This is a genomic window from Burkholderia sp. AU44665, from assembly GCF_030504405.1.
Lineage (GTDB): Bacteria > Pseudomonadota > Gammaproteobacteria > Burkholderiales > Burkholderiaceae > Burkholderia > Burkholderia semiarida.
This window is the reverse complement of record NZ_JAUJRI010000014.1, coordinates 89,877-116,475: the sequence shown is the minus strand read 5'-3', so window position 1 is coordinate 116,475 and position 26,599 is coordinate 89,877. Positions and strand designations below refer to the sequence as shown.

Below are 26,599 nucleotides of genomic sequence, written 5' to 3'. Positions count from 1 at the left end.
TATTGAAGCGACAAGAAAATTCCGCCTCAAGCGCACAAGTATTTCGAAAAATAATCGGAAATTCTTGCCGCGATCTTTTTTAATTAAATCGGCAGGTTTTCCCGAATCGGTCTGAAACGGGGATTTTTTCAGACGCATCGCGCTTTCCGCTCGCCCTTTGCGGACGGGCATGCCGGGCCGGCGCCCGGAATTATTTTTTATTTTTTTATTCCCTGCCGGTGCTACCGCGGAAAATTCTCCCGACCGCATGCGCGGCGGATATCCGGCATTGGGTCCGGTTTTATTGTCGATTTACTTCATGCTACAACGACAGGCACCGACTTCAACCATGGAGAGTGTCATCATGAATGCTCCGGCAGTGGCCGCCGAAACGCGCCATTCTTCTTCCGCCGCACCCGATGCCGGTACGCCCGCCGCCGGTACGCCCGCAGCCGGTACGCCCGCCGTCGGCACGCGCCTCGCCGTGCAGCCCGTGATTCTCGCCGGCGGCTCCGGCACGCGCCTGTGGCCGATGTCGCGCGAGCGCTTTCCGAAACAGCTGATCGGCCTGCTCGGCGATCATTCGCTGCTGCAGTCCACCGCACTGCGCCTCGACGGCCTGAGCGCCGATCATCCGCTGAACGACGACGTGCTGATCGTGTGCGGCGAGGATCACCGCTTCACGACCGCCGAACAGCTGCGCCTCACGGCCAAGCGCGCGACGATCATGCTCGAGCCGCTCGGCCGCGACACCGCGCCCGCGCTGACGCTCGCCGCGCTACGGCTCGTCGCGAACGGCAACGACGCGGTGATGACCGTGATGCCGGCCGACCATGCGGTCGCGGACGTGCCGCGCTTTCACGCGGCCGTCGCGGCCGGCGTGCACTGCGCGGCGCAAGGCAAGATCGCGACGATGGGCATCGTGCCAACGCACGCGGAAACCGGCTACGGCTACATCCGCGTCGGCGCGCCGCTCGGCGACGCCGGCACGGGCGCCCTCGACGTGCGCCGCCTCGACCGCTTCGTCGAGAAGCCGCACCTCGAACTCGCGCAGCAGTACGTCGCGTCCGGCGAATACTGGTGGAACAGCGGGATCTTCATCGTGCGCGCGTCGGTCTGGCTGAAGGCGATCCGGCAGCTCGAGCCCGCGATCTACGCGGCCTGCGAACAGGCCGTCGCCCAGGGCAAGGAAGACGGCGATTTCTTCCGCGTCGATCGCGACGCATTCGCCGCGTCGCCGTCGAACTCGATCGACTACGCGGTGATGGAGCCGCTCGCGAGCCTGCCGCAACTGTGCGAAAGCGTCGTCGTGCCGCTCGACGCGGGCTGGTCGGACGTCGGCTCGTGGGACGCGATCTGGCAGATCTCGCCGAAGGACGACACCGGCAACGTCGGCCGCGGCCACGTGCTGTTCGAAGGCGCCGAATCGACGTTCGCGCATTCGGAAAGCCGGCTCGTCGCCTGCGTCGGCACGCAGAACCTGGTCGTCGTCGAAACGCCCGACGCCGTGCTGGTCGCGGACAAGTCGCGCGTGCAGGACGTGAAGAAGATCGTCGGGCACATCAAGGCGCGACAAGGCACCGAAGCGACCGATCACCGCAAGGTGCATCGTCCGTGGGGCCACTACGACTCGGTCGACACCGGCGAACGCTTCCAGGTGAAACGCATCGTCGTGAAGCCGGGCGCGCAACTGTCGCTGCAGATGCACCACCACCGCGCCGAACACTGGATCGTCGTGCGCGGCACCGCGCGCATCACGCGCGGCGAAGAAACGTTCCTGCTGTCCGAGAACGAATCGACGTACATTCCGCTCGGCGTCTCGCATCGCCTGGAGAACCCGGGCAAGATGCCGCTCGAACTGATCGAAGTGCAGTCGGGTGCGTATCTCGGCGAGGACGACATCGTCCGCTTCGACGATACCTACGGCAGACGGTAACGCGTCATGCACCACAGGGCGCCGCTGTAACAGCGGCGCCCGGGCAACGCAGACATGGAGACACCGGACTCCCGCGCGGGCGTCGTGGCACACGACGGCCCGCGCGCGGCACGGCAGCGGCGATCAGCCCACGCGGTACGCGTATTCGTGACGCTCCGACTGCACGGGATCGTTGCGGCTTTCCGACAACGCACCCGCGCGACGCTCGGCGATGAAGCGCTTGATGTCCGATTCCGCGCGCGCCAGCGCCGACAAACCGGCCAGCACTTCGCCTTGCGGCTCGCGCGCCGGTGCGTCGCTCGCGCCGTGTCGATCGATCCACTGGCGCGCCCAGTCGAGCGCGTACTGCTCGGCCGCCTCGGCATCGGTGAAGCGCGGGCCGATCAGGCCCGAGCGCTCGACGCGCCGGTCGTCCTGCGAGATCTCGGCCCACGCGCGATACATCAGGTTCTGCACGGGCTGCGCGATGCCGCTGATCGTATAGCCGCGATATTCGTCGACTTGCGGCTCGGCCGCGGCGAAGCTCGCCGACGACGCCCGCGCATGGCGCAACTCCGCGGCCGGCGCACCGGGCACCGTGAACGACACGCGAGCGCGGCCGTCCACCTGGTCGTCGCGCATCGCGCTCAACGACGACGCCCCTTCGCCCTGCCAAACGTTTGCCTGCGCAACCGGCAATTGCCACGACTCGGGGTTCTGCCAGAACACGCCGCGCAGACGGTCGTTGTCGGGCACGGGCTCCGCGCGGCGAGCCGGCACGACTGCCTCCGGCGGCGGCGGAATATACGCGAACGTGCGCCCGCTGAACTGCGTCAGCACGTCGATCATCTTCAGCAGCGTGCCGTTCGCCAGCCACTCCTCGTAACGGCGGCGGCACGTCGGCCCGGACGGATAGCGGCCCGGCAGCTTTGACCAGGCTTCCCCGGTCGTCAGGATCCAGAGCACCGCGTTGGCGACCACGCGCGGTTCGGCGCGCGGACGCCCACGACGATTCAGCCGGATGGGTTCATCGGCGATCAGCGCTGAAAGGCGAAACCACTCTTCATCGTTAAGCTCATCGAAGAACATAGTCGATCTCTCCACGCAGCCAGGCCGGGGCTGCGATTGGCGGCGCCGTCGCGACACATCGCGTCGCGGGGCGGCCAGGTTGCACATTATGGTTATCCGGCGTTGTGCATACCGGGCGACACCGCACTTTCACGGTGCCGCGATTCCCGGCAATGGCGCACAAATCGCGGTCTCACTCCAATGTGGGAATTTTTGTGCACGAAGCATACCATCCCTAGGGTTTATCTCAATATGACAATGACTTAATGTTACGCACTGAAACAACCTGCCATGGGCGAGCAATCCATTTACGCTTGAATTTTTTTGCGGGATCTTTATATCGATCGCTGCAAAGGCCCGTCTGGCGGGGCGTCTCAGCGTCTGAAGAATGCCGTCGAACCGGCTGTTACCGCCTGATCCGACCCCGATCGGCAACAATCTCCGGGATTACTTCGGGAAATCGGTAAATCAGGGGAAAATTCGTAACAAGATATTCACGGATCGGTAAATCATTCAATTTGCGTTGAATCAAATTATCTCTCCGCACAATCTCTTTATTGTTTCTCTGCGGGTAATGAAAATACGCTGACGTGGCGCGACCGATGTGTCCCCGCATGCAAATCCGTCACGCTTGTTACATCTTCGCGGCGACCGGCAAGCGGCCGCGCCGCGCGGCATGTGGCGCGGCCGTTGCAGGCCGGAACGGAAAGGAGGAAGCCGGCGTGGTGGGCCGCGCGCGGCGGTGGCGGGTGGCCCCTGGGCCCGTCACGCGCTAGCGCAGATCGTCGGCCAGCGACGCGGCCACGTCCGCGTCGACACGCTGCGCCGGCATCGTATAGGCCGGGTGATCGCAGCCGATCGACAGCGCCGCCCCGCCCTTGAGCGCCGCGCGCATCGGCGCATCGAACTCGAAGCGGACGAAATGCACGGCCGACGTCTTCTCGGCGTTGTCGCGCTCGAGATCCTCGTCGGCGATCGCGTAGACGCTCGCGTGCCCGTCGACCCGCAGGTAGACGCGATCCTCGACCCCGATCAGCCGCGCGAGCGCCGCGCGCCGTTCGATCTCGTGCTCGTACTCGATCTGCATCGTCGCCTTCAGGTTGGTGCCGTCGGGCACCAACGGCAGATACGCGTCGAGCTCGGCTTCGATGCCGGCCTCGTCGAAGATCTTCTCGATGTGCAGCATCTCCTGGATCTGGTAGCGGATCGTCGTCTCGTCCTCGAACAGGAAGCGCAGGTGGTGGCCGAGCGCCACCGCGCGGCGGCGCTTGTACGCGACGAGCCGCGCGTGTTCGGCCTTGCGGATCTTCGCGTACGCTTCGAGCGTCAGCAGGGAGTCGCGGGTCAGCGTCATGGATGTCCTCGTGGATGGCCGGCAGCTCAGACGCCGTACGCGCGGCGCAGCAGCGTCAGCGGATGCGCGAGCGGCGCCGGCGGCAGTCCGTTCTCGTCGATGCCCTGCACGATGTGATGGCCGGCGAGCGCGCAGTCGGACGACACGACATCCGGCCGAGGCTCGGCCATCGCCTTGAACACGGGCGCACCGATCCGCATCGCGTCCGCATGGAATGCCTTCTTCACGCCGAACGTGCCCGCGTGGCCCGAGCAGCGCTCGACGACGTTCACGCGCGTGTCGGGCACGAGCGACAGTGCATCGGCCGTCTTGCGGCCGATGTTCTGCACGCGCGCATGGCACGGCACGTGATACGACACGGTGCCGAGGCCCGTCTTGAAATCGGTCTTCAGCAGCCCGTCGCGATGCCGCGCGATCACGTATTCGAACGGATCCCAGAACGCGTCGGCCACCGCGCGCACGGCTGCGTCGCCGGGGAACATCAGCGGCAGCTCGCTCTTGTACATCAGCACGCAGCTCGGGATCGCGCCGATCAGCGCATAGCCTTCGCGCGCATAGCGCTCGAGCACCGGAATGTTCACCGCCTTCTTCGCGGCGACGCCGTCGAGATTGCCCTGCTCGAGCAACGGCATCCCGCAGCAGGCTTCGCGCGTGACGAGCTCGTACGGGATCTCGTTGTGCGCGAGGATCGCGAGCAGGTCGTGGCCGATCCCCGGCTCGTTGAAATTCACGTAGCACGTCGCGTAGATCGCGACCTTGCCGGGCGTGCGCTCGCCGTCGCGCACCGGCGGGCCGTCCGAGCGCCGAGCGGCGCGCCGGAACTTGCGCGGCGCGAATTCCGGCAGCCACGCGTGACGATCGACGCCGAGCGCCGCTTCGAGCGCATGGCGCGCGGGCGGCGTGCGGTTCACCGCGTTGACCGCCTGCGTGACGACCGGAATGCCGGCGAAATGGCCGAGCGCATCGGTATTCGACAGCACCTTGTCGCGCAGCGTCGCTTCGCCGCGCTTGTAACGCGCGGCCTTGCCGCGCAGCATCAGGTGCGGGAAATCGACGTTCCATGCGTGCGGCGGCACGTACGGGCATTTCGTCATGTAGCAGAGGTCGCACAGGTAGCACTGGTCGACGACCTTGCCGAACGCGGCCTTCGGCACTTCCTCGACGTCACCCGCCGGCGTGTCGTCGACCAGATCGAACAGCGCCGGAAACGCGCCGCACAGCGACACGCAGCGCCGGCAGCCGGCGCAGATGTCGAATACGCGCGTCATTTCGGCGTCGATCGCGGCCTGGTCGTAGAATGCTTCGGACTGCCAGTCGAGTGGATGCCGGGTCGGCGCTTCGAGACTGCCTTCCTTGTGGGGCATGGGGCCCTCCAGCGTGGCGCGCATGCGCGCGGACGCGCCGCCCGCGCGGTGTGGGCGGCGAGCGGCGCACGGCCGCCGGTCGGCGAAATTGTCCGACCGGGCCGTGCGGCCTTGCAGGGGGCCGCGTCAGTCGACGAGTGCGTCCAGCGCCTTCGTATAGCGGTTCGCGTGACTACGTTCGGCCTTCGCGAGCGTCTCGAACCAGTTCGCGATTTCGTCGAAGCCTTCTTCGCGCGCCGCCTTCGCCATGCCCGGGTACATGTCGGTGTATTCGTGCGTTTCGCCGGCGATCGCCGATTCGAGGTTCAGCCGCGACGAACCGAACGGCAAGCCCGTCGCCGGATCGCCGACTGCTTCGAGATATTCGAGGTGGCCGTGCGCATGGCCGGTTTCGCCTTCGGCGGTCGAGCGGAACAGCGCGGCGACGTCGTTCTGCCCCTCGACGTCGGCCTTCGAAGCGAAATACAGATAGCGCCGGTTCGCCTGCGATTCGCCCGCGAATGCGGCCTTCAGGTTGGCTTCGGTTTTGCTGCCCTTGAGTTGAGCCATTTGCGCCTCCGTTCGAGTCGGCGCGGCCGCGTGCGACGCCGGGCCGATCAGATATGTGGGGAACGATGCCGCGCCGGGCGCGCATCGTGCTCTTCAATCTAGGCGCTCGCGTTCGCATCACCCAATAGGCTTTTTCAATGCGGGCGATAGCATGGCGGCAGAGCGCGCGTACCCAGGAAAACGGTGTTGCGCGGCGCGTGGCACCGCGCCCGCTCGTCAGGCGTCACGCATCCATCGCGCGCTTGAGCAGCAATTCGCGCTCGCGCTCGTTGCGCGTCAGTTCCGCCGCGCGGCGGAATTCCAGCTTGGCCTCGTCGGTGCGGCCGAGCTTCGCGAGCAGATCGCCGCGCACGCTCGGCAGCCAGTGATAGCGCGCGAGCGCCGGATCGTCGCGCAGCACGTCGACGAGTTCGAGCGCCGCGGCCGGCCCGAACGCCATCCCCACCGCCACCGCGCGATTCAGCTCGACGACCGGCGACGGCGCGACTTCGGCAAGCGCGTCGTACAGCGCGACGATCTGCGGCCAGTCCGTGTCCGCCGCCTGCCGCGCACGCGCGTGACACGCGGCGAGCGCGGCTTGCAGCGCATACGGCCCGCGCACGCCGCCGAGCTTCGTCGCCCGCTCCAGTGCCGCGAGGCCGCGCCGGATCAGCAACGGATCCCAGCGGCTGCGGTCCTGGTCGAGCAGCAGCACGGGCCGGCCCTGCGCATCGATGCGTGCATGCATGCGCGACGCCTGCAGCTCCATCAGCGCGACGAGCCCGAGCACTTCGCTTTCGTCCGGCGCGAGCCCGGCCAGCACGCGGCCGAGCCGCAACGCCTCGTCGCATAGCGCCGGACGCATCCAGTCGTCGCCCGCCGTCGCCGCATGGCCTTCGTTGAACACGAGGTAGATCACTTCGAGCACCGACGCGAGCCGCGCGGGCCGCGCATCGGCGGCCGGCACCTCGAACGGCACGTGCGCCGCCGCGAGCGTGCGCTTCGCGCGCACGATCCGCTGCGCGATCGTCGGCTCGGGCGTCAGGAACGCACGCGCGATCTCGCCCGTCGTCAGGCCGCCGAGCAGCCGCAGCGTCAGCGCGACGCGCGCGTCGGTCGACAGCACCGGGTGGCACGACGTGAAGATCAGCCGCAGCAGATCGTCGCCGATGTCGTCGTCGCGCGCGTCGGCGAGCGCGTCCGCGATGTCGGGGACGACATGCGCGTCGAGCGCGTCCATCTCGTGACCGAGCTGGTCGCGCTTCGCCGCATGAAGCGACTCCTGCCGGACCCGGTCGAGCGCGCGACGCTTCACGGCTGTCATCAGCCACGCGGCCGGGTTGTCGGGCACGCCGTCGACGGGCCAGTGCTCGAGCGCGGCGACGAGCGTGTCCTGCGCCAGCTCCTCGGCCACGCCGACGTCGCGCACCACGCGCGCGGCGCGCGCGATGATCTTCGGCGCCTCGATTCGCCAGACCGCCTCGATCGCACGATGCGTCGCCTCATGCGTCACGACGCCTGCCCCTGGGCGGACGCCTCCAGCGGCATGGCCATCAGCTCCCACGTGTGGCCGTCGGGATCGGTGAACCCGTGGCCGTACATGTTCGGGTACTCGCGCGGCGCCTGCGGCGCGGCCCCGCCGGCCGCCAGCGCCTTCGCGACGAGCCCGTCGACTTCGGCGCGGCTGTCGCACGACAGGCACGACAACACCTGGATGTGCGTGGCCGGATCGATGATGGTCTTGTCGGTGAAGGTCTGGAAAAACGGCCGCACGAGCAGCATCGCGAAGATCGCGTCGCTGATCTTGATGCAGGCGGCCTGATCGTTGGTATAGGCCGGCACGACTTCGAAGCCGAGCGCCTGGTAGAACGTCTTCGCGCGCGGCAGGTCGGCTACCGGCAGGTTGATGAAAACCATCTTGTGCATGACGGGTGCTCCCGGTGAGGTTGGATTCAGGCGTGGCTGCGGCCGACGTGAAGATCGCGGAACCGCTCGACCGCGTCGCTCGGCGTGAGGTCGTCGAGCTCGAACAGCGGCCGCACCTCGATCTCGCAATCGAGCTCCGCGCCGAACGGCGCGGGAAACCGGCGCGTCCATTCGAGCGCCTCGTCGCGCGAGCGCACCTGGATCAGCGTATAGCCGGCGATCAGCTCCTTCGTCTCGGCGAACGGGCCGTCGATCACCGTGCCCTTGCCGCCCGCGTAGCGCACGCGCCAGCCATGGGCGCTCGGCCTCAGGCCGTTGGCGTCGAGCAGCACGCCGGCTTTCGCGAGTTCCTCGTGATAGACCGTCATGGCCTCGACCAGCCGGTTGTCCGGCAACGCGTCGGATTCGCTGACGGCGTTCGCCCGGATCATGATCATGAATCGCATCGTTTGCTCCTTGTCGTCGGTGGAAGGCGACGCCCGTTCCGCGGCGCCTTACCCGGACGACGGCCGAACGACGGCCGGATCGACACGCGCCACGACAAATCAGGGTAAATACCGAGTCGCGACGCTCACAGGAAGCACGGGCCGACCGCGCGCACCTCGACCGTGCACCATTGCGCGGCCGGGCACTGGCGCGCGATCTCGATCGCTTCCTCGCGCGTATCGACGTCGACGAGGAAGAAGCCGCCGACCATCTCCTTCGCCTCGGCGAACGGGCCGTCGAGCAGGCGCGTCTCGCCGTCGCGCACCTGCACGCGCGTGCCGCGCTCGGAGCGCTCGAGCGACTCGACGCCGCGCAGCACGCCGCGCGCCTTCAGCGACTCGGCGAACTCGACCATCCGCGCATAGAGCGCCTGACCTTCGTCGAGCGTGCGCTCGGCGCGCTGTTCGGTCGGTTCGACAATCAACAGCATGTAAGACATGGATTTCTCCTGTGGGGGACGGGGCGCGGCGGCCTGCGCCGGGCGAGCGGCACACGACGCGCGGTGCGAAAGCGTAACAGCCGCGGAGCGGCTTGCCGCATCGTTGGCCAACCGGCACTGGCCGGACGGCCATTTCGGCCGCGGCCCGACATTTTGCCTTCAAGATGCGGTCCCGAACTGTCGGATTTTCATCCTGTGGACCGTCTCATGTCACGCCCGCTTCCCCTGTTTGCCGTCGTGCTGTTCGTGGTGTTGTCCGTCATGCCGCCCAAGGCACTCTTCGCCCGGCCGGCCGCCGCCGCGCTGCCCGTCAGCAGCGGCTGCGGCGGCGCCGCCACGGCGATTGCCGAAATCCGGCGCGCGGGCGGCCCGTCGCCGCTCGCCGGGCAAACGGCGTCGATCGAAGCGGTCGTCACCGCGGCGTTCGGCGGCGCCGACGGCCTGGGCGGCTTCTTCGTCCAGCAGGCCGACGCACAACGCCAACACCGGCCGGGCGTGCCGGAAGGCCTGTTCGTCTACGCGCCGAACGCGCGCGTGGCGCCCGGCGATCTCGTGCATATCACCGGCAAGATCGACGAGCAATACGGCCGGACGCAACTCACGCTGTCGGGCGACGTGGCCGTCTGCGCGCGCGGGCAGACGGTCACCCCGGCAGTGCTCACGCTGCCGGTCGCGTCGCCCGCCGTCCTCGCCGCGCACGAAGCCATGCGCGTACGCCTGCCGCAAACGCTGACGGTCAGCGATACCTACGAACTCGGCCGCTACGGCAGCATCGTGCTGAGCAACGGCCGGCTGCGCGCGCCGACCCAGGTCGCGCCGCCGGCCGACGCCGCCGCGCACGCCGCGGCCAACGCGCTGAACCGCATCGTGCTCGACGACGGTTCGAACCGCCGCGACCCGGCGGTCGTCCGCTATCCGCCGCCCGCACTGAGCGCCGCCAACATGCTGCGGGCGGGCTACACGGTACGCGACGTCGAAGGCGTGCTCGAGCTGCGCTACGGCGCATGGCGGCTGCAACCGGTGGCCGGCGCGGCGCCCGTATTCGAAGCCGCCACGAACCCGCGTACCGCTGCACCGGCCCGGCATCCCGGTGCCGACGTGCGCATCGTGTCGTTCAACGTCTTCAACTATTTCAACGGCGACGGCCACGGCGGCGGATTCGACGCGCCGGCCAACCGCGGCGCGAAAACGCCCGCCGCGTTCGCGCGGCAGGAAGCGAAAATCGTCGCGGCGTTGCGCGCGCTGCGCGCCGACGTGATCGCGCTGATGGAGATCGCGAACAATGGCCACGGCGACGCGAGCGCCATCCGTCGGCTCGCCGCGCAGCTCGGCGACGGCTGGCGCGCGGTCGCCCCCGGCACCGCGCGGCTGGGCCGCGATGCAATCGCCGTCGCGCTGCTGTACGACAGCCGCGCGGTCGAGCCGATCGGGCGCGCCGCCACCGTCTCGCTCGGCCGCCGCCACCGCCCACCGCTCGCGCAGACGTTCCGGCGCATCAACGGCACACGCACGTTCACGGTCGCGGTCAATCACCTGAAGTCGAAGAACTGCCCGCATGCGAGCGGCGTCGATCTCGACCAGTCCGACGGGCAGGGTTGCTGGAATGCGGCGCGCACGCAGGCGGCCGCGCGTCTCGCCGACTGGCTCGCCACCTCCCCGACGGGCATCGCGGCCGGCGGCGTGCTGCTGATCGGCGATCTGAACAGTTATGCAAAGGAAGACCCGATTCGCACGCTTGAAGCGCGCGGCTACACGAACCTCGTCGCCCGCTTCGTCGGCGATGCTGCGTACAGCTACGTATTTCGCGGCGAGGCCGGCAATATCGACCATGCGCTTGCCACGCCGCCCCTCGACGCGCGCGTGAAGGCCGTACGGTTCTGGCACATCAACGCGGACGAACCGGTTGCGCTGCAACCCGTGCCCGATTACAAAACCGCCGCACGGCGGTCGGCTTATTACGCACCCGATGCATACCGCTCGTCGGATCACGATCCCCTCGTCATCGACATCGCGCTGGATCGGGGCGCCGCGCCACCGGCAGCAGGCACGAATCGTGCGCACCGCTCGGGCGTCGAGTAGTGCATTTGCATCAGCATCCAGCCTGCAATGGCACTATTTACCTGAGGCCCGTGGCGACGCCATATTTACCGGACCTTCACTGCGACCTGCTGCTCGACACGCTGCTTCATCCCGAGACGCGAAATTTTTTCAAGCGCTGCGCGGCCCCGCGCGGCGGGCTTTCCCGGCGATCCTGCCGACGAATTGAAAATTTGTCTCGAAACTCAATGGGAGGAAGTGAATCACATGGGTTGCTGGGATTCGTCTTATCTTCAAAATGGGCCTGGAATCAAAGGAGGATAAACACCATGGCGCTTACCGACTCGATCGAACACAAGCTGGACCGCGGCCTGTCCGATATCCGCCGCACCGGCCGGCGCGTGGGCCGCACGACGCGCGCGGCTGCCCGCGATCTGCATGCCGACGTGACCGACGATCTGCGCGGGCTGGTCGACGAACTGGAAGATCTGCTGAAAAACGATGGCGATGGCGATATCGCCGCGCTGCGCAAGCGCGTGCAAGCCCGGCTCGATGAAGCGCGCGGCGCGCTCGACTACGCGTCGGGCAGCGCGGCCGCCCGGCTGCGCGATTCGGCCGAGCGCGTGTCGCAGGTCGTGCACGAGAACCCGTGGCAAACCGCCGGCGTCGTCGCGGGCCTCGCCTTCGTCGCGGGCCTGCTCCTTTCCCGCCGTTGAACGGGGCCGCGTGCACCGCCGCCCGCCCCGCCCGTCATCAATCAGACAACGAAGGAGAATCGCCATGCAGAAGTCCCTCGCCATGAAAGCCGCCGCCGCCGTGATGCTCGGCAGCCTCGCCCTCGCCGGCTGCACGACCACGTCCGACAAACCCGATACCGCCGCAGCCAGCGCGTCCAAGCGTCAATCGATCGACGCCAGCGTGAACGCGACGCTGTCGCGTCTGTATTCGACGGTGCCGGGTTCGCGCGACCTCGTCTCGAAGGCGCGCGGCGTCCTCGTGTTCCCGAACGTGCTGCAGGCCGGCTTCATCGTCGGCGCCCAGTCCGGCAACGGCGCGCTGCGCGTCGGCGGCAGCACCGTCGGCTACTACAACACGTCGTCGCTGTCGGTCGGCCTGCAGGCCGGCGCGCAGTCGAAGGCGGTCGTGTTCCTCTTCATGACGCAGGATGCGCTCGACTCGTTCCGCAAGTCCGACGGCTGGTCGGCCGGCGCCGACGCGTCGGTCGCGGTCGTGAAGGTCGGCGCGAACGGTGCGGTCGACTCCAACACGGCCACCGCCCCGGTGGAAGTGCTGATTCTGACCAATGCAGGCCTGATGGGCGACCTGTCGGTGAACGGCACGAAGGTCACCAAGCTCAACATCTGACGACGCCGCACGCGGCCTCGCGCCGCGTTCGCTTCCCGGCAGCGCCGCGGCCCCGGCCGCGGCGTTTTCGCATGTGCGTCACGCAGCGGCTATGATGGCGGCACCTTTGCGGGCATACTCCGCATGGGCCGCCCCGCGGATGGCCGCGGCGCGTTGCTCCGCGAACCCGTGACGTTCGCGAACCGATCGCGCGCGGGGCAACGAGATTCAATCAAACCACGCATCAATCTGCGCGAATGCACCCATGGATAGCGGACACGATCACCAAAAATTCTTCTATTTCCTGCTGTTCGCGGTTACCGTCGGACTCTGCTGGATCCTCGCGCCGTTCTCCGGCGCCGTCTTCTGGGGCACCATTCTCGCGATCCTGTTCCAGCCCGTGCAGCGCTGGCTGGCCGCGCGCTTCGGCAAGCGCCGCAATCTGGCCGCGCTCGTCACGATGTCGCTGATCATCCTGATCGTGATCCTGCCGCTCGTGTTCGTCACGGCCACGCTCGTGCAGGAAATCGCGTACGTGTACCAGGAGCTCAAGGACGCCCAGCCGAACTATTCGCAGTACTTCCACGACATCATTCACGCGCTGCCGACGTCGATCCAGAACCTGCTGCAGAAATACGGGCTGACCAACATCCCGGGCATCCAGAAGAAGCTGACCGACGGCGCCGCGCAGATCAGCCAGTTCGCGGCCACCCAGGCGCTCAGCATCGGCCAGAACACGTTCCAGTTCGTCGTGAGCTTCGGCGTGATGCTGTACATGGTGTTCTTCCTGCTGCGCGACGGCGGCGAGATCGGCCGCCGCGTGCGGCGCGCGCTGCCGCTCGACGAAGAGCACAAGAACCTGCTGCTCGCGAAATTCACGACCGTCGTGCGCGCGACCGTGAAGGGCAACATCGCGGTCGCGCTCGTGCAGGGCGCGCTCGGCGGCCTGATCTTCTGGATCCTCGGGATCGAGGGCGTCGTGCTGTGGGGCGCGCTGATGGCGTTCCTGTCGCTGTTGCCCGCGATCGGCGCGAGCCTCGTGTGGGTGCCGGCCGCGCTCTACTTCCTGATGATCGGCGCGGTCTGGAAGTGCGTGATCCTCGTCGCGTTCTGCGTCGGCGTGATCGGCCTCGTCGACAACCTGCTGCGCCCGATCCTCGTCGGCAAGGACACGAAGATGCCCGACTGGGTCGTGCTGATCTCGACGCTCGGCGGAATGGCGCTGTTCGGCATCAACGGCTTCGTGATCGGGCCGCTCGTCGCCGCGCTGTTCATGGCGAGCTGGGACATCTACGCACGCGCCGAACACGGCGAATGACCCGCGTCCGGCCGCCGGCGCTCCGCACGCGTGCGGAGATCGCCGCTCAGGGATGACGGATATGGATCACGACGGGCGCCACGGCGCCCGTTGCTTCATCCGCCGCAATCGTCATCACGCCGCCATACGGGCCGACGCGCTGAACCTGGCCCGGCGCCAGCGGCATGCTTTGCCCGGCGTGCGCATCGCGCCACGTTGTGCGCACCGCCGCGCCGCCGTCCGGCGCGAACGGCGCGCCGTCGGGCCCGACCAGCGCCACCTGCGCACCGGGCAAGCGCCGGCCATGCGCATCGAACCGGAGCGTGGCCGTTGCCGCGTCGTTGGCCGTCTCCCGTGCATCGACGAGCACGCCCGCCGGGGCATCGAGCGTCACGTCGTAGAGATCGACGAGCGAGCCGGTGAACCGCACGACGCCATCCGGCGCGGGCTGCCCGGCTGCCATCGCGTTCGACATGGCAGTCGACATCGCGAGTACGACACCGAGCCCGATCACCATCCTCCGTACGCCCCCGGCGCGCGATACCGCTGCCGATCCCGACCGCTTCGCGTTGTTCCGCATGTTTCCTCTCCTCTGCCGCGTCACCAGAAAAACAGGCGGCGTGACGCGTCGGTCACGCCGCCTGTCTGCTGGCAATCACTTTAGGGAGAGCGGCCCGGACAATATATGGGACAAGTCCTAAACTGCAGCCGGGTTGATCGAACTCAGTGCAATCGACATCGCCCCGCGGCCCGATGCGAACGGCGTTGCACGCCCGTCACGCGTCCGGATCGACCCGCAGCACGAGCTTGCCGCGATGGTCGCCGTCGAACAGCCGGTTCAGCACGTCGGGCGCGTTTTCGAGCCCATCGGCCACGGTTTCCTCGGCCTTGAGCCGGCCGTCGCGCAGCCAGCCCGCGAGCGTCTGCACGGCTTCGCGGCTCTTGCGGTAGTCGAGGATCAGGAAGCCGCGCATCGTCAGCCGCTTCGAGATCAGCACGCCGACGTCGTCGGCCGCGCGGCCGCTGTTGTAGTTCGAGATCACGCCGCACAGCGCGACGCGCCCGCCGATCACCATCCGCGACAGCACCGCGCGCATCACGTCGCCGCCGACGTTCTCGAAGTTCACGTGCACGCCGTCCGGCGTCGCCGCCTTCAGTTGCTGGCGGAAATCGTCGGCCTTGTAGTCGACGGCCGCGTCGAAGCCGAGCGTCTCGGTCAGGTAGCGGCACTTGTCCGCGCCGCCCGCGATGCCGACCACCCGCGCGCCGTGGATCTTGCCGATCTGCCCGGCGATCGAGCCGACCGAGCCGGCCGCCGCCGACACGACGAGCGTTTCGCCCGGCTGCACCGGCGCGATGTCGGTCAGCCCGTAGTACGCGGTCAGCCCGCTCATCCCGCACGCGCCGAGCAGCGTCGGCAGCGGCAGGCCCGACTGCGCGGGCAGCTTCACGAGCTGCGCGGCCTGCCCGGCCGGCACGACCGCGTAGTCCTGCCAGCCGACGAGCCCCTGCACGAGATCGCCTTCCGCGAACTCCGCGTTGCGCGACGCGACCACGCGGCCGATACCGAGCGCACGCATCACCTCGCCGATCGCGACGGGCGGCAGGTACTGCGGCACGTCGCTCATCCACACGCGGTTGGTCGGGTCCATCGACAGATACAGCACGCGCACGAGCACCTCGCCGTCGGCAAGCGCCGGCACCGGCGTCTCGACGAGCGAAAAATGTTCGCGGCCGACCCGCCCTTCCGGGCGCGTCTTCAGCAGCAGCTGGCGGTTCACGGGTGTCGACATGCTGTTCTCCTCCAATCGTTGTGGTTCGGGATGCGCGTCAGACCGCGCACATGCCGCCGTCGATCACGAGTTCGGCGGCCGTCACGAAGCGGCTCTCGTCGGATGCGAGATAGACGGCCGCGTGCGCGACGTCGTCCGGCTCGCCGAGCCGGCGCAGCGGAATGCCGCGCGCGAGCTTGCGCGTCGCGTCGCGTTCGCCGAGCGACTGGAACAGCGGCTCGACGATTCCCGTGCGGATGAACGCCGGGTGAATCGAATTGCAGCGCACGTCGATCTCGCGGCGCGCGCAGTCGATCGCGACCGATTTCGTCAGCGACGCGACCGCCGCCTTCGACGCGTTGTACGCGGTGAAATCCGGTTCGACCTTGAACGCGGCGACCGACGAGATGTTGATGATCGACGCGGGGTGGCTCTCGGCCAGATACGACAGCGCATGCTTGCAGCCGAGCACGATGCTCTCGACGTTGATCGCCATCACGCGCCGCCATTCGTCCAGCTCGATTTGCGCGGGCGAGCCGATCGAGCCGACGCCCGCATTGTTGACCAGCACCGACAGCCCGCCCATCGCATCGACCGCCTGCGTGAGCAGCGCCTGCCAGCGCGCTTCGTCGCGCACGTCCTGGGTCGCGGCGAACGCGACCGGCGTCGCATGGCCCGCGTTGAGTTCCTGCGCGAACGCATCGAGCACCGCCGCTTCCGCGATGTCGGTGACGAACACGCGCGCGCCGTGCTCGACCATCCGGCGCGCGATCGCGCGGCCGAGGCCGCCCGCGGCGCCCGTGATGTATGCGCACTTGCCGGCGAGGCGCGGGGAAACGATTGTCATGGGCCTGCTCCTGTCGTGAATCGTCGTCGCGGAACGCTGCCGCGACGGGGTTTTCGTGCCTGCCGGGCCGCCGCCGGCCGACGTGCGCCGGTTACCGGTACGCCGGCATGACGGCGCACCGCACGTTTGCGCGAGTATATCGAGATAAGCGCGACGCACGCCGGACCGGCCCGGCACGACAGCCAGCGTACGCGAACGCGGCCGATCGATGAAATGAATATTCGTGATGCCCGGTCATAAGCGCCGTTCATGGCTGGCGCGTCGCCGCGCCGATGCGCGAAGCGGCGGGCGCGGCCGGACGCGCGCACGAGCGGTGCCAGTCGATCATCGGCATGACTGGCGTTGGGTTGCGCATCAAGGAGAACGAATCGGGAAGATGAACCGGCGGCGTGGCATCGTGCCCCCGCCGGAAAGCGCCGGACGAATGCCGGCGGCAAGAAAGCGGCGCCGAAGCGCCCGCCATGGCCCGAAAGTCAGAAGCCGTCGCCCGACGGCGCGCGCACGAACGCGCAGAGCTGCGGCGAATGCGTGTCGATCATCTGCTGGAACGGCGCACGGTGCCCGTACGCGATACCCGACACGAGCAACAGGCAGACCGCCGCGACGCGCGGCGAGAACGTACGCTGCCGCGCGCCGTCGTAGCCGCGCAGGAACACCAGCGCGACCAGCGCGCCGAGCATCCAGCCGACGACGACTTCCGGCACCGTGTGCGAGTGATCGAACACGCGCGCGACGGCCGTGAGCGCGCCGACGGCCAGCCCGGCCGCGATGCCCGGCGCCTTGCCCGGCCGGAACGCTTGCCACAGCATCGACAGCGCGACCGTCCACACGGACGTCGACAGCATCGTGTGGCCGCTGATCACGCGGAAATCGAACTGCGCGAGCTCGATGCCGCATCCGGCGTACAGGATCTTCGTGGCGCCGACGAGCCCCATGCCGGCGGCCAGCAGCAGGCCCCAGCGGGCGGCGAGGCGCCAGTCGGTCAGCGCGAGCCACGCCGCGCAGGTCAATGCGATCGGCAAGGTCAGCGCGGCATCGCCGATGTTGCTGATTTCACTCCACATGACGGACTTCGGAGACGATCGAAAGGCCGCAGTTTACCGCATGCGCGCAGCGCACCTGTGTCAGCCTGTGACAGGCTGTATCAGCCCGCGACACCGGTAATCAACAGCAGGTTCGTGCCGGTGATCACGCCGAACAGCGCCCACGCGAGCACCTGCATCCCGCGGCCGATTGCGTGTTCGCCCATCGTGCGGCGATCGCTGACCGAGCGGATCAGCGGCCACATCGCGAACGGCAACTGCAGGCTCAGCAGCACCTGGCTCCATACGAGCAGTTGCCCGACCGAGCCGTCGCCGAGCCACAGCACGCCGATCAGCGCCGGCACGAGCGCGAGCCCGCGCGTGATCAACCGGCGCTGGTAGCACGGGATCTTCGTATGGAGGAAACCGTCCATGATCACCTGGCCGGCGATCGTGCCGGTCAGCGTCGAGCTCTGCCCCGACGCGAGCAGCGCGATGCCGAACAGCAGCGCGGCCGCGCCGCCCGCGATCGGCGTGATCAGCCGGTATGCCTGCTCGATGTCGGTCACGTTGTGCTGGCCCGTCGCATGGAATGCCGCGCCCGCGACGACGAGGATCGCCGCGTTGACGAGCATCGCGACGAACAGCGACACGCAGGTATCGATGCGCACGAGCGCGAGCGTGTCGCGGATCACGCCGCGCGTGCCGCCGACGACGTGCCGCGTCTGCACGACCGACGAATGCAGGTACAGGTTGTGCGGCATGATCGTCGCGCCGACGATGCCGAGCGCGAGCACGATCGCATCCTTGCGGTCGTGGCCGGGATCGCCCGGCACGAGCCCGCCGACCACCGCATGCCAGTCGGGCGGCGTGATCGCCACCTGCGCGACGAAGCAGAACGCCATCGTCGCGATCAGCCCGAGCACGATCGCCTCGATCTGCCGGAACCCCTTGCCCTGCAGGCCGAGCACGATCACGGTGTCGAGCGCGGTCAGCACGACGCCCCACGCGAGCGGCACGCCGAGCAGCAGCTTGAACGCGAGCGCGCAGCCGAGCACTTCCGCGATGTCGCACGCGATGATCGACACTTCGGCGGTCATCCACTGCACGACGCGGCCGAACCGGCCGTAGCGGTCGTAGCTCGCCTGCGCGAGATCCTTGCCCGCGACGAGGCCGAGCCGCGCCGCGAGCATCTGCAGGAAGATCGCCGCGATGCTCGAGAACGCGACGACCCACAGCAGCGAATAGCCGAACTGCGAGCCGGCCTGGATATCGGTCGCCCAGTTGCCGGGGTCCATGTAGCCGATCGCGACCAGCAAGCCGGGGCCGAAGAAACGCCTGAGCTTCTGCCAGCGCGGCGCGGCGGCGTCGATCGTGATGCTGCCCTTTACTTCCGACGGGCAGAAAGGGGCGGTGGCGGTAGAGGGGAGGAAGGGCATGGAAACCGGGAATCGAGGTCGCGACACGACGATTCTACGGGTATCCGTCCCGTTTTCCCGCGCGCGGTCGCGCACGCGTCGCAATTCGCCCCGTCGCCGTCGCAACACGCGGCGGCGCGCCCGTCATACGAAACGGGCGACGCCGCGCGGTGCGCGAGAATTTTTTCCCGCTCGGCGACGCGATATTCGGTCGGCGACATCAGCAGGCGCTGGCGAAACAGCTTCGCGAGCCGCTCGCCGCTGCCGAACCCCGTGCGCCGCGCGACCTTGTCGGCCGGCAGCGTCGTATGGATCAGCATGTGGCACGCCCGTTCGAGACGCACGTGCTGGACGAACTCGGTCGGCGTCACGCCGATTTCCTTCTTGAAGCGCCGCAGGAAATTGCGCTCGCTCATCGCGGCCGCCTGCGCGGCGTCCGCGACCGAGATGCGGTTCACGCTCTGCGCGCGCAACCGCTGCGCGGACATCCGGATCGACGGGCTTGCGCTCAGTTCGCGGAACGCCCACATCGACTGCACGTAGCGCTGCTCGACCGGCCGCGCCATGTTGCTGGCGATTTCCTGCGCGGCGCCGTCGCCGAGGTCGGCGCGAAACATGTCGAGCGCGGCGGCAAACACGTCGGTCTCGCCGGCCGGCGATTCGATCGTCGTGGTGACGCGGTGCCCGACCCTGCCCGGCCGCCCGTCGACCGACGCCGGCGGCCGCCGCGTGGCGGCGAGCGCGGGCAGATCCATCGCGTCGACGATCCAGCGCGCCTGCTGGCGAATGTCGGCCAGGCGCCGCTGCAATGCGTCGTCCCAGTTGACGGCCGCGCGCTCGCCATGAAGATGAAAGAACGCGAGCGCACGGCGGCTGTGTTCGTCGCCGAGCGGATCGGCCGCGATTCTCACGCCGGACGACGACTGCAACAGTCCCCCGCTTTCGGATACGTACTTGAGCTGGTAATCCACGCCGTACCCATGCAGGCGATTCGCCAGGTTGAAGGCCTCGCCAAGACGCGCGGCCTGGGCCAACGAAAACCCCGTGCTCAAATAGATGATGACCCACCGCTGATCTGCTGCATTCACTGGCCAAGCCCCCGACTTGTTCGACTTCTTCTAATACCGTCGAACTGTCAGGCTTATATTTGGTTTGAATGCGTGCGACAGGACGGCTATCCCGAAATATGAAGCGACGGCATCTTAGCCGAACGGGTAGCGCCTTTGGCGCGAAATGGCCGACGGGGACAGCATGATGGCGGATTACTACAGGCTGCCGCGCGCCGCTGGTATGCCGGCACTGAAACGCGTATGCGATGCGGCCGATTATTGCAGCCGCCATGCTCAATGACGAGTGTGTCCGATGGCGTCGTGCATCGGCAAAGCGAACGCTCGCGTATCGGCGCGAACGGCATCGACGTGCATCGAACGCGTGCGATCGCGTCGCACGCCGACGGGCGCATCCGTTGCCCGCGCATCCTTTGGAATCGATCGGTCCTTCACCACGCCGCCCGCGCGCCGCACGTCGCGCAACCGGCCGTCACGCATGCGCTCAACCCGCTGCGCGCGCATGTCGACGATCCATTCCCGCTGCTCGCGTACTGGCAGGAGTCACGCGACACCGACCGAGCGCATCAGCGGGTGCGCGAACGCATCGTCGCGCGCGTGCGCGGCAGCGCCGGCATCGCCGACGCGTCGCGCGCTGCGCACGCGCGCGCGACCGGGAAGGTATGCTGGCGGCTGCACGCCGCCACACGGCGCCTTCTTTCCTCGATCCGCTTACCGGAGACTTGCCATGTCGCTCATCCACGCCGCCGCCGTCCTCGATGCCGACGCACCCGACTACGTCGTCCAGTTGCAGGCCGGCACGCATGCGCTGACCGGCGACGAGGCACCGCGCGAAGGCGGCCAGGATCGCGGGCCAGCGCCGTACGAGTTCGTCCTGGCCGGGCTCGCGCAATGCACGGCCGCGACGCTGCGCATGTACATGCAGCGCAAGACGTGGCCGGCCGCGCGCATCGCGGTGCGCACCGAGCTGCATGCCGATCGCGAAGGCGTGCAGTACGTGCGCCGGGTCGTGACGCTCGACGGCCCGCTCGACGACGCGCAACGCCAGCGTCTCGCGGAGATCTGCGAGAAAACCCCCGTGACGCAGTTCATCAAGCGCGGCACGCGGATCGAAACGACGTTGAACTGACGCACTGACGCACCGACGCACGCCGCAGGCACTCACGCACGGCGCTCGAACGCTTGAAAAACGGAACGGGCGGGCCGCGCATCCAGCGCGACCCGCCCGTTCGTCGATCCCGCCCGACGCTTACAGTCCGAGCGCGGACAGATCCAGCTTGCCATCCTTCATCGGCGGGCACCAGAAATACGCGCCCGTCAGCGGCCGCGTGAAGCGGAACAGGCCGTCGACGATGCCGTCTTCCGCGCCGCTCATCCGGCGCATCTGCACGTCGAATGCGCGGAACGAGCAGCCGAACGCGACGAAGTAGAGGCCCGCCCGGCGCGTGTCCGACCACGGCGACGAACGGCGCAGCATGAACGCGTCGGGCGCGAAGCTTTCCTGCGCGGTGCGCTTCACGTGCGCGAATTCGGGCGCGTCGTCGAGTTCCTCGTTGTCCGAACGGCGGCGCCCGATGATGTCGTCCATCTCGCCCGACGGGATGCGCTCCATCTGGTCGAAGTCGTGCACCCACTGCTGCACCGCGACGAAGCTCGAGCCGTCGAGCCCCGCGCCCTGCCCCGTCACGATCGCCGCGGCCACCGCGTCATCGCCTTCCGGATTCTCGGTGCCGTCCTCGTAGCCGGACAGGTCGCGATCGTTCGAATAGCGGAAGCCGTCGACGGCGTCCTGCAGCACGAACGCCGGCGCCAGCGCGCGTTCGATCGCCCGCGCGCGCAGCACGATCTCGCCGCGGTCGTCCGAGCGCAGCCACACCCACACGTCGGCCGGCGTGATCGGCAGCGTGCGGTCGTTCACGGAGAACGCGGGGTACTCGGTGAGTCCCGGCACCGGGTGCCCGAGATAGGCAGCCAGCGCGTGCCCGAAGCCGACGACCGTGTCGCGTCCGTCGGCGATCTCGCGCAGCGCGGCCAGCGCCGCCGCGATATTGCCGTCATTCGACATCGTGAAAGTGAGGTATCGGGCTGCCGTATCGATCGGAGCCAGGATGCCTTGCTGAACGTCGCTCATCGTTTCCTCGGGAATGGTTCGGAGTGAATCTGTGCGGGCCGCATCGTCGCGCGCCGCGGACGCGCAAGTGTAATCGATGCGCCTGTCGGCCCCGTGCCCGCCATCGCGCAACGTACGCGAAAAGGGGCCAAAACCCCGAATACTAACCGTATCGACGCCGCAACGCCGCATTCGTCAGACGTTGCGGCGCGCGCGACACTCCTGATAAAATCGCGACACGTCTTTTTTCGGCGTCCTTTCAACCGTTCACTTCAGGGAGGTGCAGATGTTCCGAATGCCAGCAACCTTCCCGAACGTGGTCCCACGGCGCAGCTGATCCAGCCCGCCGTCCGCGCCGGCTCCCGAGTTTTCCGCTAACCCGTCAGCCGCGCTTTTCCCGACAGCCCGTTTCGTTCCGCCCGCGTGTTTCGCGCGGCCCGGCTGTTGCGTTTTCGACGTTCTCCGAACCGGAAAGTCCCGTCGCGCGATGCGCCGGGCAACGATACATGACCAGAAAAACCTCCCATCTGGGCGGCCACGCATTCCAGGCCGTCTTCGGCTTCACCGTCCGTTACTGGCGCAAGCAGCCGGCGCGCATCGCCGCGGTCGCGAGCCTCGCGCTGCTCGCCGCGCTCGCCGACGTCCTCACGCCGCTGTTCGCCGGCCGCCTCGTCGACGCGCTGTCGGCCGGCCTGACCGACCGCGCCGCCGCGTGGCATTCGGCGCTCGCCGCGTTCGGCACGCTGGCCGCGCTCGGCATCGGCGCGACCGTGCTGCGCCAGGGCGTCTACCTGAACATCATCACGCTCACGCTGAAGATGATGAGCGAGATCGCCGCCGCGTCGTTCCACCGCGTGCAGCGCTTCTCCACCGACTGGCACGCGAACAGCTTCGCGGGCTCGACCGTACGCAAGATCACGCGCGGGATCTGGGCGCTCGACCTGCTCAACGACACCGTGCTGATCGCGCTGCTGCCGTCGGTCACGATGCTGGTCGGCGCGACCGTGCTGCTCGGCACGCACTGGCCCGTGATGGGGCTCGTCGTCGGCGCGGGGTCGCTGCTGTACATCGCGGTGACGGTCGCGGTGTCGCTCGGCATCGTCGCGCCGGCCGCCCGGCTCGGCAACCTGTGGGACACGCGCATGGGCGGCGCGCTCGCCGACGCCGTGAGCTGCAACGCGGTCGTCAAGGCGTTCGGCGCGGAAACGCGCGAGGAAGCGCGGCTCGCGCGCGTGATCGGCAAGTGGCGGCAGCGCACGCGCCGCACGTGGGTGCGCGGCACGTTCAACGGCGGGCTGCAGGGTGCGATGCTCGTCGCGATGCAGGCCGCGATGATCGGCGTCGCGCTGCGGCTGTGGATGAACGACGAGGCGAGCGTCGGCGACATCGCGTTCGCGCTGACGATGTTCTTCATGCTGCAGGGCTATCTGCGCGACGTCGGCATGCACATCCGCAACCTGCAGCGCTCGGTGAACGACATGGAAGAACTCGTCGCGCTCGAACGGCAGCCGCTCGGCATCGACGATCGCCCCGGCGCGCCGGCCATCCGCATCGATCGGGGCGAGATCCGCTTCGAGCACGTGACGTTCCGCTACGGCAACCATCCGGTGCCGCTGTACGACGATTTCTCGATGCGGATCGCACCCGGCGAACGCGTGGGCCTCGTCGGCCATTCGGGGTCGGGCAAGACGACGTTCATCAAGCTGATCCAGCGCCTGTACGACGTGTCGGGCGGCCGCATCACGATCGACGGGCAGGACATCGCGCAGGTGCGGCAGGATTCGCTGCGCAGCCAGATCGCGATCGTCCAGCAGGAGCCCGTGCTGTTCCACCGCACGCTCGCGGAGAACATCGCGTATGCGCGCCCCGGCGCGAGCCGTGCCGACATCGAGCGCGCCGCGCGGCTGGCCAGCGCGCACGACTTCATCGCCGCGCTGCCGGACGGCTACGACACGCTCGTCGGCGAACGCGGGATCAAGCTGTCGGGCGGCGAGCGCCAGCGCGTCGCGATCGCGCGCGCGTTCCTCGCCGATGCGCCGATCCTGATTCTCGACGAAGCGACGTCGAGCCTCGACAGCGAAAGCGAGCTGCTGATCCAGCAGGCGATGGAACGGCTGATGGTCGGCCGCACGACGCTCGTCGTCGCGCACCGGCTGTCGACCGTGCGCGCGCTCGACCGGTTGCTGGTGCTCGATCGCGGCAAGGTGATCGAGGAAGGCAACCACGATGCGCTGATCCGCATCGACGGCGGCATCTACCGCCGGCTGTTCGAGCGGCAGGCGCTGGAGCTGGCGAAGGGGCTCGCCGATTCGCCGCGCCGCATGGTGGATCGCGACGCCGGGCCGCTGGGCGAACCGGTGGAGGCTTGACGCCGGCGCGTCGCGATGCGGCCCGGCGGCGCGGTCATCGCCGCCAGGCCGTGTCGTCGGCAATCGGTTCCGGATCGAGGCCGTGCCACGCGCACGGCCTTTTTCGTGCTCGCGGATCTTGCGCGGCGGCACCGGGCCGCGCGCCGCGTCCGTCGCCAGGATCACTTATCATGTCGGCCAGGCAATTCGCGACGAAAGGCAGACCATGTTTACAGGCATTGTTCAGGGTGTTGGCACCATCAACGCCATCAAGGATCACGGCGAGCTGAGGACGTTCAGCATCGAATTCCCCGAGCGCTTCACCGACGACATCGAGATCGGCGCGAGCGTGTCGGTCGATGGCGTGTGCCTGACGGTGACGACCATCCATTCGCCGGCGCTGATCGACTTCGACGTGATGCTGCCGAGCCTGCGGATCACCACGCTGGCCGACCTTACGACCGGCGCGCGGGTCAACGTCGAGCGGGCCGCGAAGGACGGCGCGGAGATCGGCGGGCATCCGCTGTCCGGTCATGTCGATTTCACGGGGACCATCGCGCACATCGCGTCGTCCGAGCACAATCGGATGATCCGCATCGGCGTGCCGGCCGAATTCAAGCGCTACGTGTTCGCGAAGGGCTATATCGCGATCAACGGCTGCAGCCTGACCGTGTCGGACGTCAATCGCGACGAAGGCTGGTTCGACGTCTGGCTGATTCCGGAAACGCGCCGCGCGACCACGTTCGATGCGAAGGGCGTGGGCGACAAGGTCAACATCGAGATCGAGCGCAGCACGCAGGTCGTCGTGGATACGATTCGCGAGTCGGTCAAGGAAACGCTCGGCGAATTGAACGGCGTCGTCACCGCGCTGCTCGCGGAAAAAGGCATCGATATCGAGGAACTGCTGGCGCGCAACGTCGCGCGGCTGCCGAAGCAGTAAGCGCGATGCCCGCGTGCCAGGTGATCCGCCGGATCACCGGGTACGGGATATCGCATCGCGCCGCGGCGATCGAACGACATCGGCCGCGGCCACCCGTCACTCCCCCTCCACCCGCGCCCCCTTCCCCACCGCCACGCGCTGCGCGCGATAAATCCCCGCGTGCCCGGAAAACAGATACGCGACGACACAGGCGACGATCGCATACACGCCGATATCCGCGCCGAACAATTCGATCGCCATGATCGTCGACGCGATCGGTGTGTTCGCGGCGCCCGCGAACACCGCGACGAAGCCAAGCCCCGCGAGCACGGGTACCGGCAGCGCCAGCACCTGGCCGAGCGCATTGCCGAGCGTCGCGCCGATGTAGAACAGCGGCGTCACCTCGCCGCCCTTGAACCCCGACGCGAGCGTGACGACGGTGAACGCGAACTTGCCCGCGAAATCATAAGGCGGCAGCGGGCCGTGAAACGCGGCCTCGATCGTCGGGATGCCGAGGCCGAGATACTGCGGCACGTTCAGCACGGTCGCGGCCACCGCGACCAGCAGGCCGCCGAGCACCGGCTGCAGCGGCGCATGGCGGATCACGCGGCGAAACCACGCGGTCAGCGCATGCGTCGCAAACGCGAACAGCCGCCCGACCACGCCGAACGCGATGCCCGCGACGACCGTCACGGCGAGCCCGGTCACGGTGACGGCCGGCACGGATGGAATCGCATAGGCCGTGTGATGGACGCCCCACGCGCGGCACACGACGTCCGCGACGATCGCCGACGCGACGCAGGTCAGCAGCGCGTCGTAGCGCAGGCGCCCGATCGCGAGCACCTCGAGCCCGAACACGGCGCCCGCGAGCGGCGTGCCGAACACCGACGCGAAGCCGGCCGCGATGCCGCCCATCAGCAGCACGCGGCGATGCTCGCGATCGAGACGAAACACGTGCGTGACGCGATCGGCGAGCGCGCCGCCCATCTGCACGGCCGTGCCCTCGCGGCCGGCCGAGCCGCCGAACAGGTGCGTGACGACGGTCGCGACGAGCACGAGCGGCGCCATCCGCTTCGGCACGAGCGCCTTCGGGTCGTGAATCTCGTCGATCAGCAGGTTGTTGCCGCGCGCGACCGACTGGCCGAATCGATGGTAGATCCAGCCGGTGGCGAAGCCGGCGGCCGGCAGCCCCCACAGCAGCCACGGATGCGCGACGCGCGTACCGGTCGCCCAGTCGAGCGCGATCAGGAACAGCGCGGAAGCCGTGCCGGCGAGCGCGCCGAGCAGGGCCGAAAGCGCGAGCCAGCGGCACACGTAGCGCACGGTCGCGAAAAAATCGGCAGAAGTCGTGAAAAACAT

General features: G+C 68.2%; 25 protein-coding genes and 1 pseudogene. 9 read left to right on the top strand and 17 right to left on the bottom strand.

What is annotated here, in order from left to right:
- Nucleotides 1-343: 343 nt before the first annotated feature.
- Nucleotides 344-1,915: a mannose-1-phosphate guanylyltransferase/mannose-6-phosphate isomerase gene (locus QZM15_RS24555; RefSeq protein WP_302107424.1), complete on the top strand. Its 1,572-nt coding sequence runs from the start codon at nucleotides 344-346 to the stop codon at nucleotides 1,913-1,915.
- A 123-nt stretch (nucleotides 1,916-2,038) separates the two neighbouring features.
- Here QZM15_RS24555 and QZM15_RS24550 read toward each other — a convergent pair whose 3' ends face one another.
- The 8 genes from QZM15_RS24550 to QZM15_RS24515 form a co-directional block, all read right to left on the bottom strand.
- Nucleotides 2,039-2,983, bottom strand: coding sequence for a transposase (locus tag QZM15_RS24550; RefSeq protein WP_099317211.1), 945 nt, complete (start codon nucleotides 2,981-2,983; stop codon nucleotides 2,039-2,041).
- A 751-nt stretch (nucleotides 2,984-3,734) separates the two neighbouring features.
- Entirely contained in the window at nucleotides 3,735-4,316 is a 582-nt protein-coding gene (locus QZM15_RS24545) for a DUF3501 family protein (protein ID WP_226094096.1), read from the bottom strand.
- Between the two features lie 26 nt (nucleotides 4,317-4,342).
- Complete coding sequence (locus QZM15_RS24540; RefSeq protein ID WP_124860728.1) at nucleotides 4,343-5,680, bottom strand: heterodisulfide reductase-related iron-sulfur binding cluster; 1,338 nt, start codon at nucleotides 5,678-5,680, stop codon at nucleotides 4,343-4,345.
- Between the two features lie 126 nt (nucleotides 5,681-5,806).
- Complete coding sequence (locus tag QZM15_RS24535) at nucleotides 5,807-6,229, bottom strand: rubrerythrin family protein (protein WP_059583052.1); 423 nt, start codon at nucleotides 6,227-6,229, stop codon at nucleotides 5,807-5,809.
- Nucleotides 6,230-6,452: 223 nt separating this feature from the next.
- Complete coding sequence (locus QZM15_RS24530; RefSeq protein WP_226223837.1) at nucleotides 6,453-7,721, bottom strand: RNA polymerase sigma factor; 1,269 nt, start codon at nucleotides 7,719-7,721, stop codon at nucleotides 6,453-6,455.
- Entirely contained in the window at nucleotides 7,718-8,134 is a 417-nt protein-coding gene (locus tag QZM15_RS24525) for a VOC family protein (RefSeq protein WP_059573774.1), read from the bottom strand. The genes QZM15_RS24530 and QZM15_RS24525 overlap by 4 nt, the downstream gene beginning before the upstream one ends.
- A 26-nt stretch (nucleotides 8,135-8,160) precedes the next feature.
- A complete protein-coding gene (locus QZM15_RS24520; RefSeq protein WP_059573773.1) occupies nucleotides 8,161-8,580 on the bottom strand; it encodes a YciI family protein in 420 nt (139 codons plus the stop codon).
- Nucleotides 8,581-8,705: 125 nt separating this feature from the next.
- Nucleotides 8,706-9,059 carry a YciI family protein gene (locus tag QZM15_RS24515; protein WP_059573772.1) on the bottom strand — a complete coding sequence of 118 codons (354 nt, stop codon included), beginning with the start codon at nucleotides 9,057-9,059 and terminating at the stop codon, nucleotides 8,706-8,708.
- A 207-nt stretch (nucleotides 9,060-9,266) separates the two neighbouring features.
- Here QZM15_RS24515 and QZM15_RS24510 point away from each other — a divergent pair, with 207 nt between their 5' ends.
- The 4 genes from QZM15_RS24510 (at nucleotide 9,267) to QZM15_RS24495 (ending at nucleotide 13,758) form a co-directional block, all read left to right on the top strand.
- A complete protein-coding gene (locus QZM15_RS24510; RefSeq protein WP_302107423.1) occupies nucleotides 9,267-11,138 on the top strand; it encodes an ExeM/NucH family extracellular endonuclease in 1,872 nt (623 codons plus the stop codon).
- A gap of 287 nt (nucleotides 11,139-11,425) precedes the next feature.
- On the top strand, nucleotides 11,426-11,812 hold the full coding sequence (locus QZM15_RS24505; protein WP_059573770.1) for a YqjD family protein: 387 nt from the start codon (nucleotides 11,426-11,428) through the stop codon (nucleotides 11,810-11,812).
- A gap of 64 nt (nucleotides 11,813-11,876) precedes the next feature.
- Nucleotides 11,877-12,461 (top strand): YSC84-related protein, encoded by a 585-nt coding sequence (locus tag QZM15_RS24500; RefSeq protein WP_059573769.1) that lies wholly within the window; start codon nucleotides 11,877-11,879, stop codon nucleotides 12,459-12,461.
- A 244-nt stretch (nucleotides 12,462-12,705) separates the two neighbouring features.
- Nucleotides 12,706-13,758, top strand: a complete 1,053-nt coding sequence (locus tag QZM15_RS24495) for an AI-2E family transporter (RefSeq protein WP_059573768.1) — start codon at nucleotides 12,706-12,708, stop codon at nucleotides 13,756-13,758.
- 46 nt (nucleotides 13,759-13,804) lie between these two features.
- Here QZM15_RS24495 and QZM15_RS24490 read toward each other — a convergent pair whose 3' ends face one another.
- From QZM15_RS24490 to QZM15_RS24460, 7 genes are all read right to left on the bottom strand, one after another.
- Nucleotides 13,805-14,317: a thioesterase gene (locus tag QZM15_RS24490; RefSeq protein ID WP_302107422.1), complete on the bottom strand. Its 513-nt coding sequence runs from the start codon at nucleotides 14,315-14,317 to the stop codon at nucleotides 13,805-13,807.
- Nucleotides 14,318-14,513: 196 nt separating this feature from the next.
- Nucleotides 14,514-15,530 (bottom strand): NADP-dependent oxidoreductase, encoded by a 1,017-nt coding sequence (locus QZM15_RS24485; RefSeq protein ID WP_302107421.1) that lies wholly within the window; start codon nucleotides 15,528-15,530, stop codon nucleotides 14,514-14,516.
- 37 nt (nucleotides 15,531-15,567) lie between these two features.
- Nucleotides 15,568-16,356 carry an SDR family oxidoreductase gene (locus tag QZM15_RS24480; RefSeq protein WP_124657237.1) on the bottom strand — a complete coding sequence of 263 codons (789 nt, stop codon included), beginning with the start codon at nucleotides 16,354-16,356 and terminating at the stop codon, nucleotides 15,568-15,570.
- 473 nt (nucleotides 16,357-16,829) lie between these two features.
- Nucleotides 16,830-17,420 (bottom strand): phosphatase PAP2 family protein, encoded by a 591-nt coding sequence (locus QZM15_RS24475; protein ID WP_099317204.1) that lies wholly within the window; start codon nucleotides 17,418-17,420, stop codon nucleotides 16,830-16,832.
- Nucleotides 17,421-17,500: 80 nt separating this feature from the next.
- Nucleotides 17,501-18,817 carry an Nramp family divalent metal transporter gene (locus QZM15_RS24470; protein ID WP_059573764.1) on the bottom strand — a complete coding sequence of 439 codons (1,317 nt, stop codon included), beginning with the start codon at nucleotides 18,815-18,817 and terminating at the stop codon, nucleotides 17,501-17,503.
- Entirely contained in the window at nucleotides 18,766-19,830 is a 1,065-nt protein-coding gene (locus QZM15_RS24465; protein WP_302107420.1) for a helix-turn-helix domain-containing protein, read from the bottom strand. The genes QZM15_RS24470 and QZM15_RS24465 overlap by 52 nt, the downstream gene beginning before the upstream one ends.
- A gap of 309 nt (nucleotides 19,831-20,139) precedes the next feature.
- A complete protein-coding gene (locus QZM15_RS24460) occupies nucleotides 20,140-20,367 on the bottom strand; it encodes a hypothetical protein (RefSeq protein WP_302107419.1) in 228 nt (75 codons plus the stop codon).
- A gap of 9 nt (nucleotides 20,368-20,376) precedes the next feature.
- Here QZM15_RS24460 and QZM15_RS24455 point away from each other — a divergent pair.
- Nucleotides 20,377-20,484, top strand: a pseudogene (locus tag QZM15_RS24455) (LysR family transcriptional regulator); the annotation flags it as partial.
- A gap of 106 nt (nucleotides 20,485-20,590) precedes the next feature.
- Nucleotides 20,591-20,992, top strand: coding sequence for an OsmC family protein (locus tag QZM15_RS24450; protein ID WP_006487795.1), 402 nt, complete (start codon nucleotides 20,591-20,593; stop codon nucleotides 20,990-20,992).
- Nucleotides 20,993-21,112: 120 nt separating this feature from the next.
- Here QZM15_RS24450 and QZM15_RS24445 read toward each other — a convergent pair whose 3' ends face one another.
- Complete coding sequence (locus QZM15_RS24445; protein WP_302107418.1) at nucleotides 21,113-21,994, bottom strand: Dyp-type peroxidase; 882 nt, start codon at nucleotides 21,992-21,994, stop codon at nucleotides 21,113-21,115.
- A gap of 485 nt (nucleotides 21,995-22,479) precedes the next feature.
- Here QZM15_RS24445 and QZM15_RS24440 point away from each other — a divergent pair, with 485 nt between their 5' ends.
- Both QZM15_RS24440 and QZM15_RS24435 read left to right on the top strand, forming a co-directional pair.
- Nucleotides 22,480-24,342, top strand: coding sequence for an ABC transporter ATP-binding protein (locus QZM15_RS24440; protein WP_059573760.1), 1,863 nt, complete (start codon nucleotides 22,480-22,482; stop codon nucleotides 24,340-24,342).
- 205 nt (nucleotides 24,343-24,547) lie between these two features.
- Nucleotides 24,548-25,261: a riboflavin synthase gene (locus QZM15_RS24435; RefSeq protein WP_059573759.1), complete on the top strand. Its 714-nt coding sequence runs from the start codon at nucleotides 24,548-24,550 to the stop codon at nucleotides 25,259-25,261.
- A 96-nt stretch (nucleotides 25,262-25,357) separates the two neighbouring features.
- Here QZM15_RS24435 and QZM15_RS24430 read toward each other — a convergent pair whose 3' ends face one another.
- Entirely contained in the window at nucleotides 25,358-26,599 is a 1,242-nt protein-coding gene (locus QZM15_RS24430; protein ID WP_302107417.1) for a voltage-gated chloride channel family protein, read from the bottom strand.

Bases quoted from the DNA above. Each gene is read 5' to 3' on its own strand.
- QZM15_RS24460 (WP_302107419.1), bottom strand. From the start codon at position 20,367: ATGCGCGCGCAGCGGGTTGAGCGCATGCGTGACGGCCGGTTGCGCGAC.
- QZM15_RS24495 (WP_059573768.1), top strand. From the start codon at position 12,706: ATGGATAGCGGACACGATCACCAAAAATTCTTCTATTTCCTGCTGTTC.
- QZM15_RS24480 (WP_124657237.1), bottom strand. From the start codon at position 16,356: ATGACAATCGTTTCCCCGCGCCTCGCCGGCAAGTGCGCATACATCACG.
- QZM15_RS24445 (WP_302107418.1), bottom strand. From the start codon at position 21,994: ATGAGCGACGTTCAGCAAGGCATCCTGGCTCCGATCGATACGGCAGCC.
- QZM15_RS24525 (WP_059573774.1), bottom strand. From the start codon at position 8,134: ATGCACAAGATGGTTTTCATCAACCTGCCGGTAGCCGACCTGCCGCGC.
- QZM15_RS24475 (WP_099317204.1), bottom strand. From the start codon at position 17,420: ATGTGGAGTGAAATCAGCAACATCGGCGATGCCGCGCTGACCTTGCCG.
- QZM15_RS24450 (WP_006487795.1), top strand. From the start codon at position 20,591: ATGTCGCTCATCCACGCCGCCGCCGTCCTCGATGCCGACGCACCCGAC.
- QZM15_RS24540 (WP_124860728.1), bottom strand. From the start codon at position 5,680: ATGCCCCACAAGGAAGGCAGTCTCGAAGCGCCGACCCGGCATCCACTC.
- QZM15_RS24485 (WP_302107421.1), bottom strand. From the start codon at position 15,530: ATGTCGACACCCGTGAACCGCCAGCTGCTGCTGAAGACGCGCCCGGAA.
- QZM15_RS24440 (WP_059573760.1), top strand. From the start codon at position 22,480: ATGACCAGAAAAACCTCCCATCTGGGCGGCCACGCATTCCAGGCCGTC.
- QZM15_RS24500 (WP_059573769.1), top strand. From the start codon at position 11,877: ATGCAGAAGTCCCTCGCCATGAAAGCCGCCGCCGCCGTGATGCTCGGC.
- QZM15_RS24510 (WP_302107423.1), top strand. From the start codon at position 9,267: ATGTCACGCCCGCTTCCCCTGTTTGCCGTCGTGCTGTTCGTGGTGTTG.
- QZM15_RS24505 (WP_059573770.1), top strand. From the start codon at position 11,426: ATGGCGCTTACCGACTCGATCGAACACAAGCTGGACCGCGGCCTGTCC.
- QZM15_RS24435 (WP_059573759.1), top strand. From the start codon at position 24,548: ATGTTTACAGGCATTGTTCAGGGTGTTGGCACCATCAACGCCATCAAG.
- QZM15_RS24490 (WP_302107422.1), bottom strand. From the start codon at position 14,317: ATGCGGAACAACGCGAAGCGGTCGGGATCGGCAGCGGTATCGCGCGCC.
- QZM15_RS24550 (WP_099317211.1), bottom strand. From the start codon at position 2,983: ATGTTCTTCGATGAGCTTAACGATGAAGAGTGGTTTCGCCTTTCAGCG.
- QZM15_RS24535 (WP_059583052.1), bottom strand. From the start codon at position 6,229: ATGGCTCAACTCAAGGGCAGCAAAACCGAAGCCAACCTGAAGGCCGCA.
- QZM15_RS24555 (WP_302107424.1), top strand. From the start codon at position 344: ATGAATGCTCCGGCAGTGGCCGCCGAAACGCGCCATTCTTCTTCCGCC.
- QZM15_RS24430 (WP_302107417.1), bottom strand. From the start codon at position 26,599: ATGTTTTTCACGACTTCTGCCGATTTTTTCGCGACCGTGCGCTACGTG.
- QZM15_RS24545 (WP_226094096.1), bottom strand. From the start codon at position 4,316: ATGACGCTGACCCGCGACTCCCTGCTGACGCTCGAAGCGTACGCGAAG.
- QZM15_RS24515 (WP_059573772.1), bottom strand. From the start codon at position 9,059: ATGTCTTACATGCTGTTGATTGTCGAACCGACCGAACAGCGCGCCGAG.
- QZM15_RS24520 (WP_059573773.1), bottom strand. From the start codon at position 8,580: ATGCGATTCATGATCATGATCCGGGCGAACGCCGTCAGCGAATCCGAC.
- QZM15_RS24470 (WP_059573764.1), bottom strand. From the start codon at position 18,817: ATGCCCTTCCTCCCCTCTACCGCCACCGCCCCTTTCTGCCCGTCGGAA.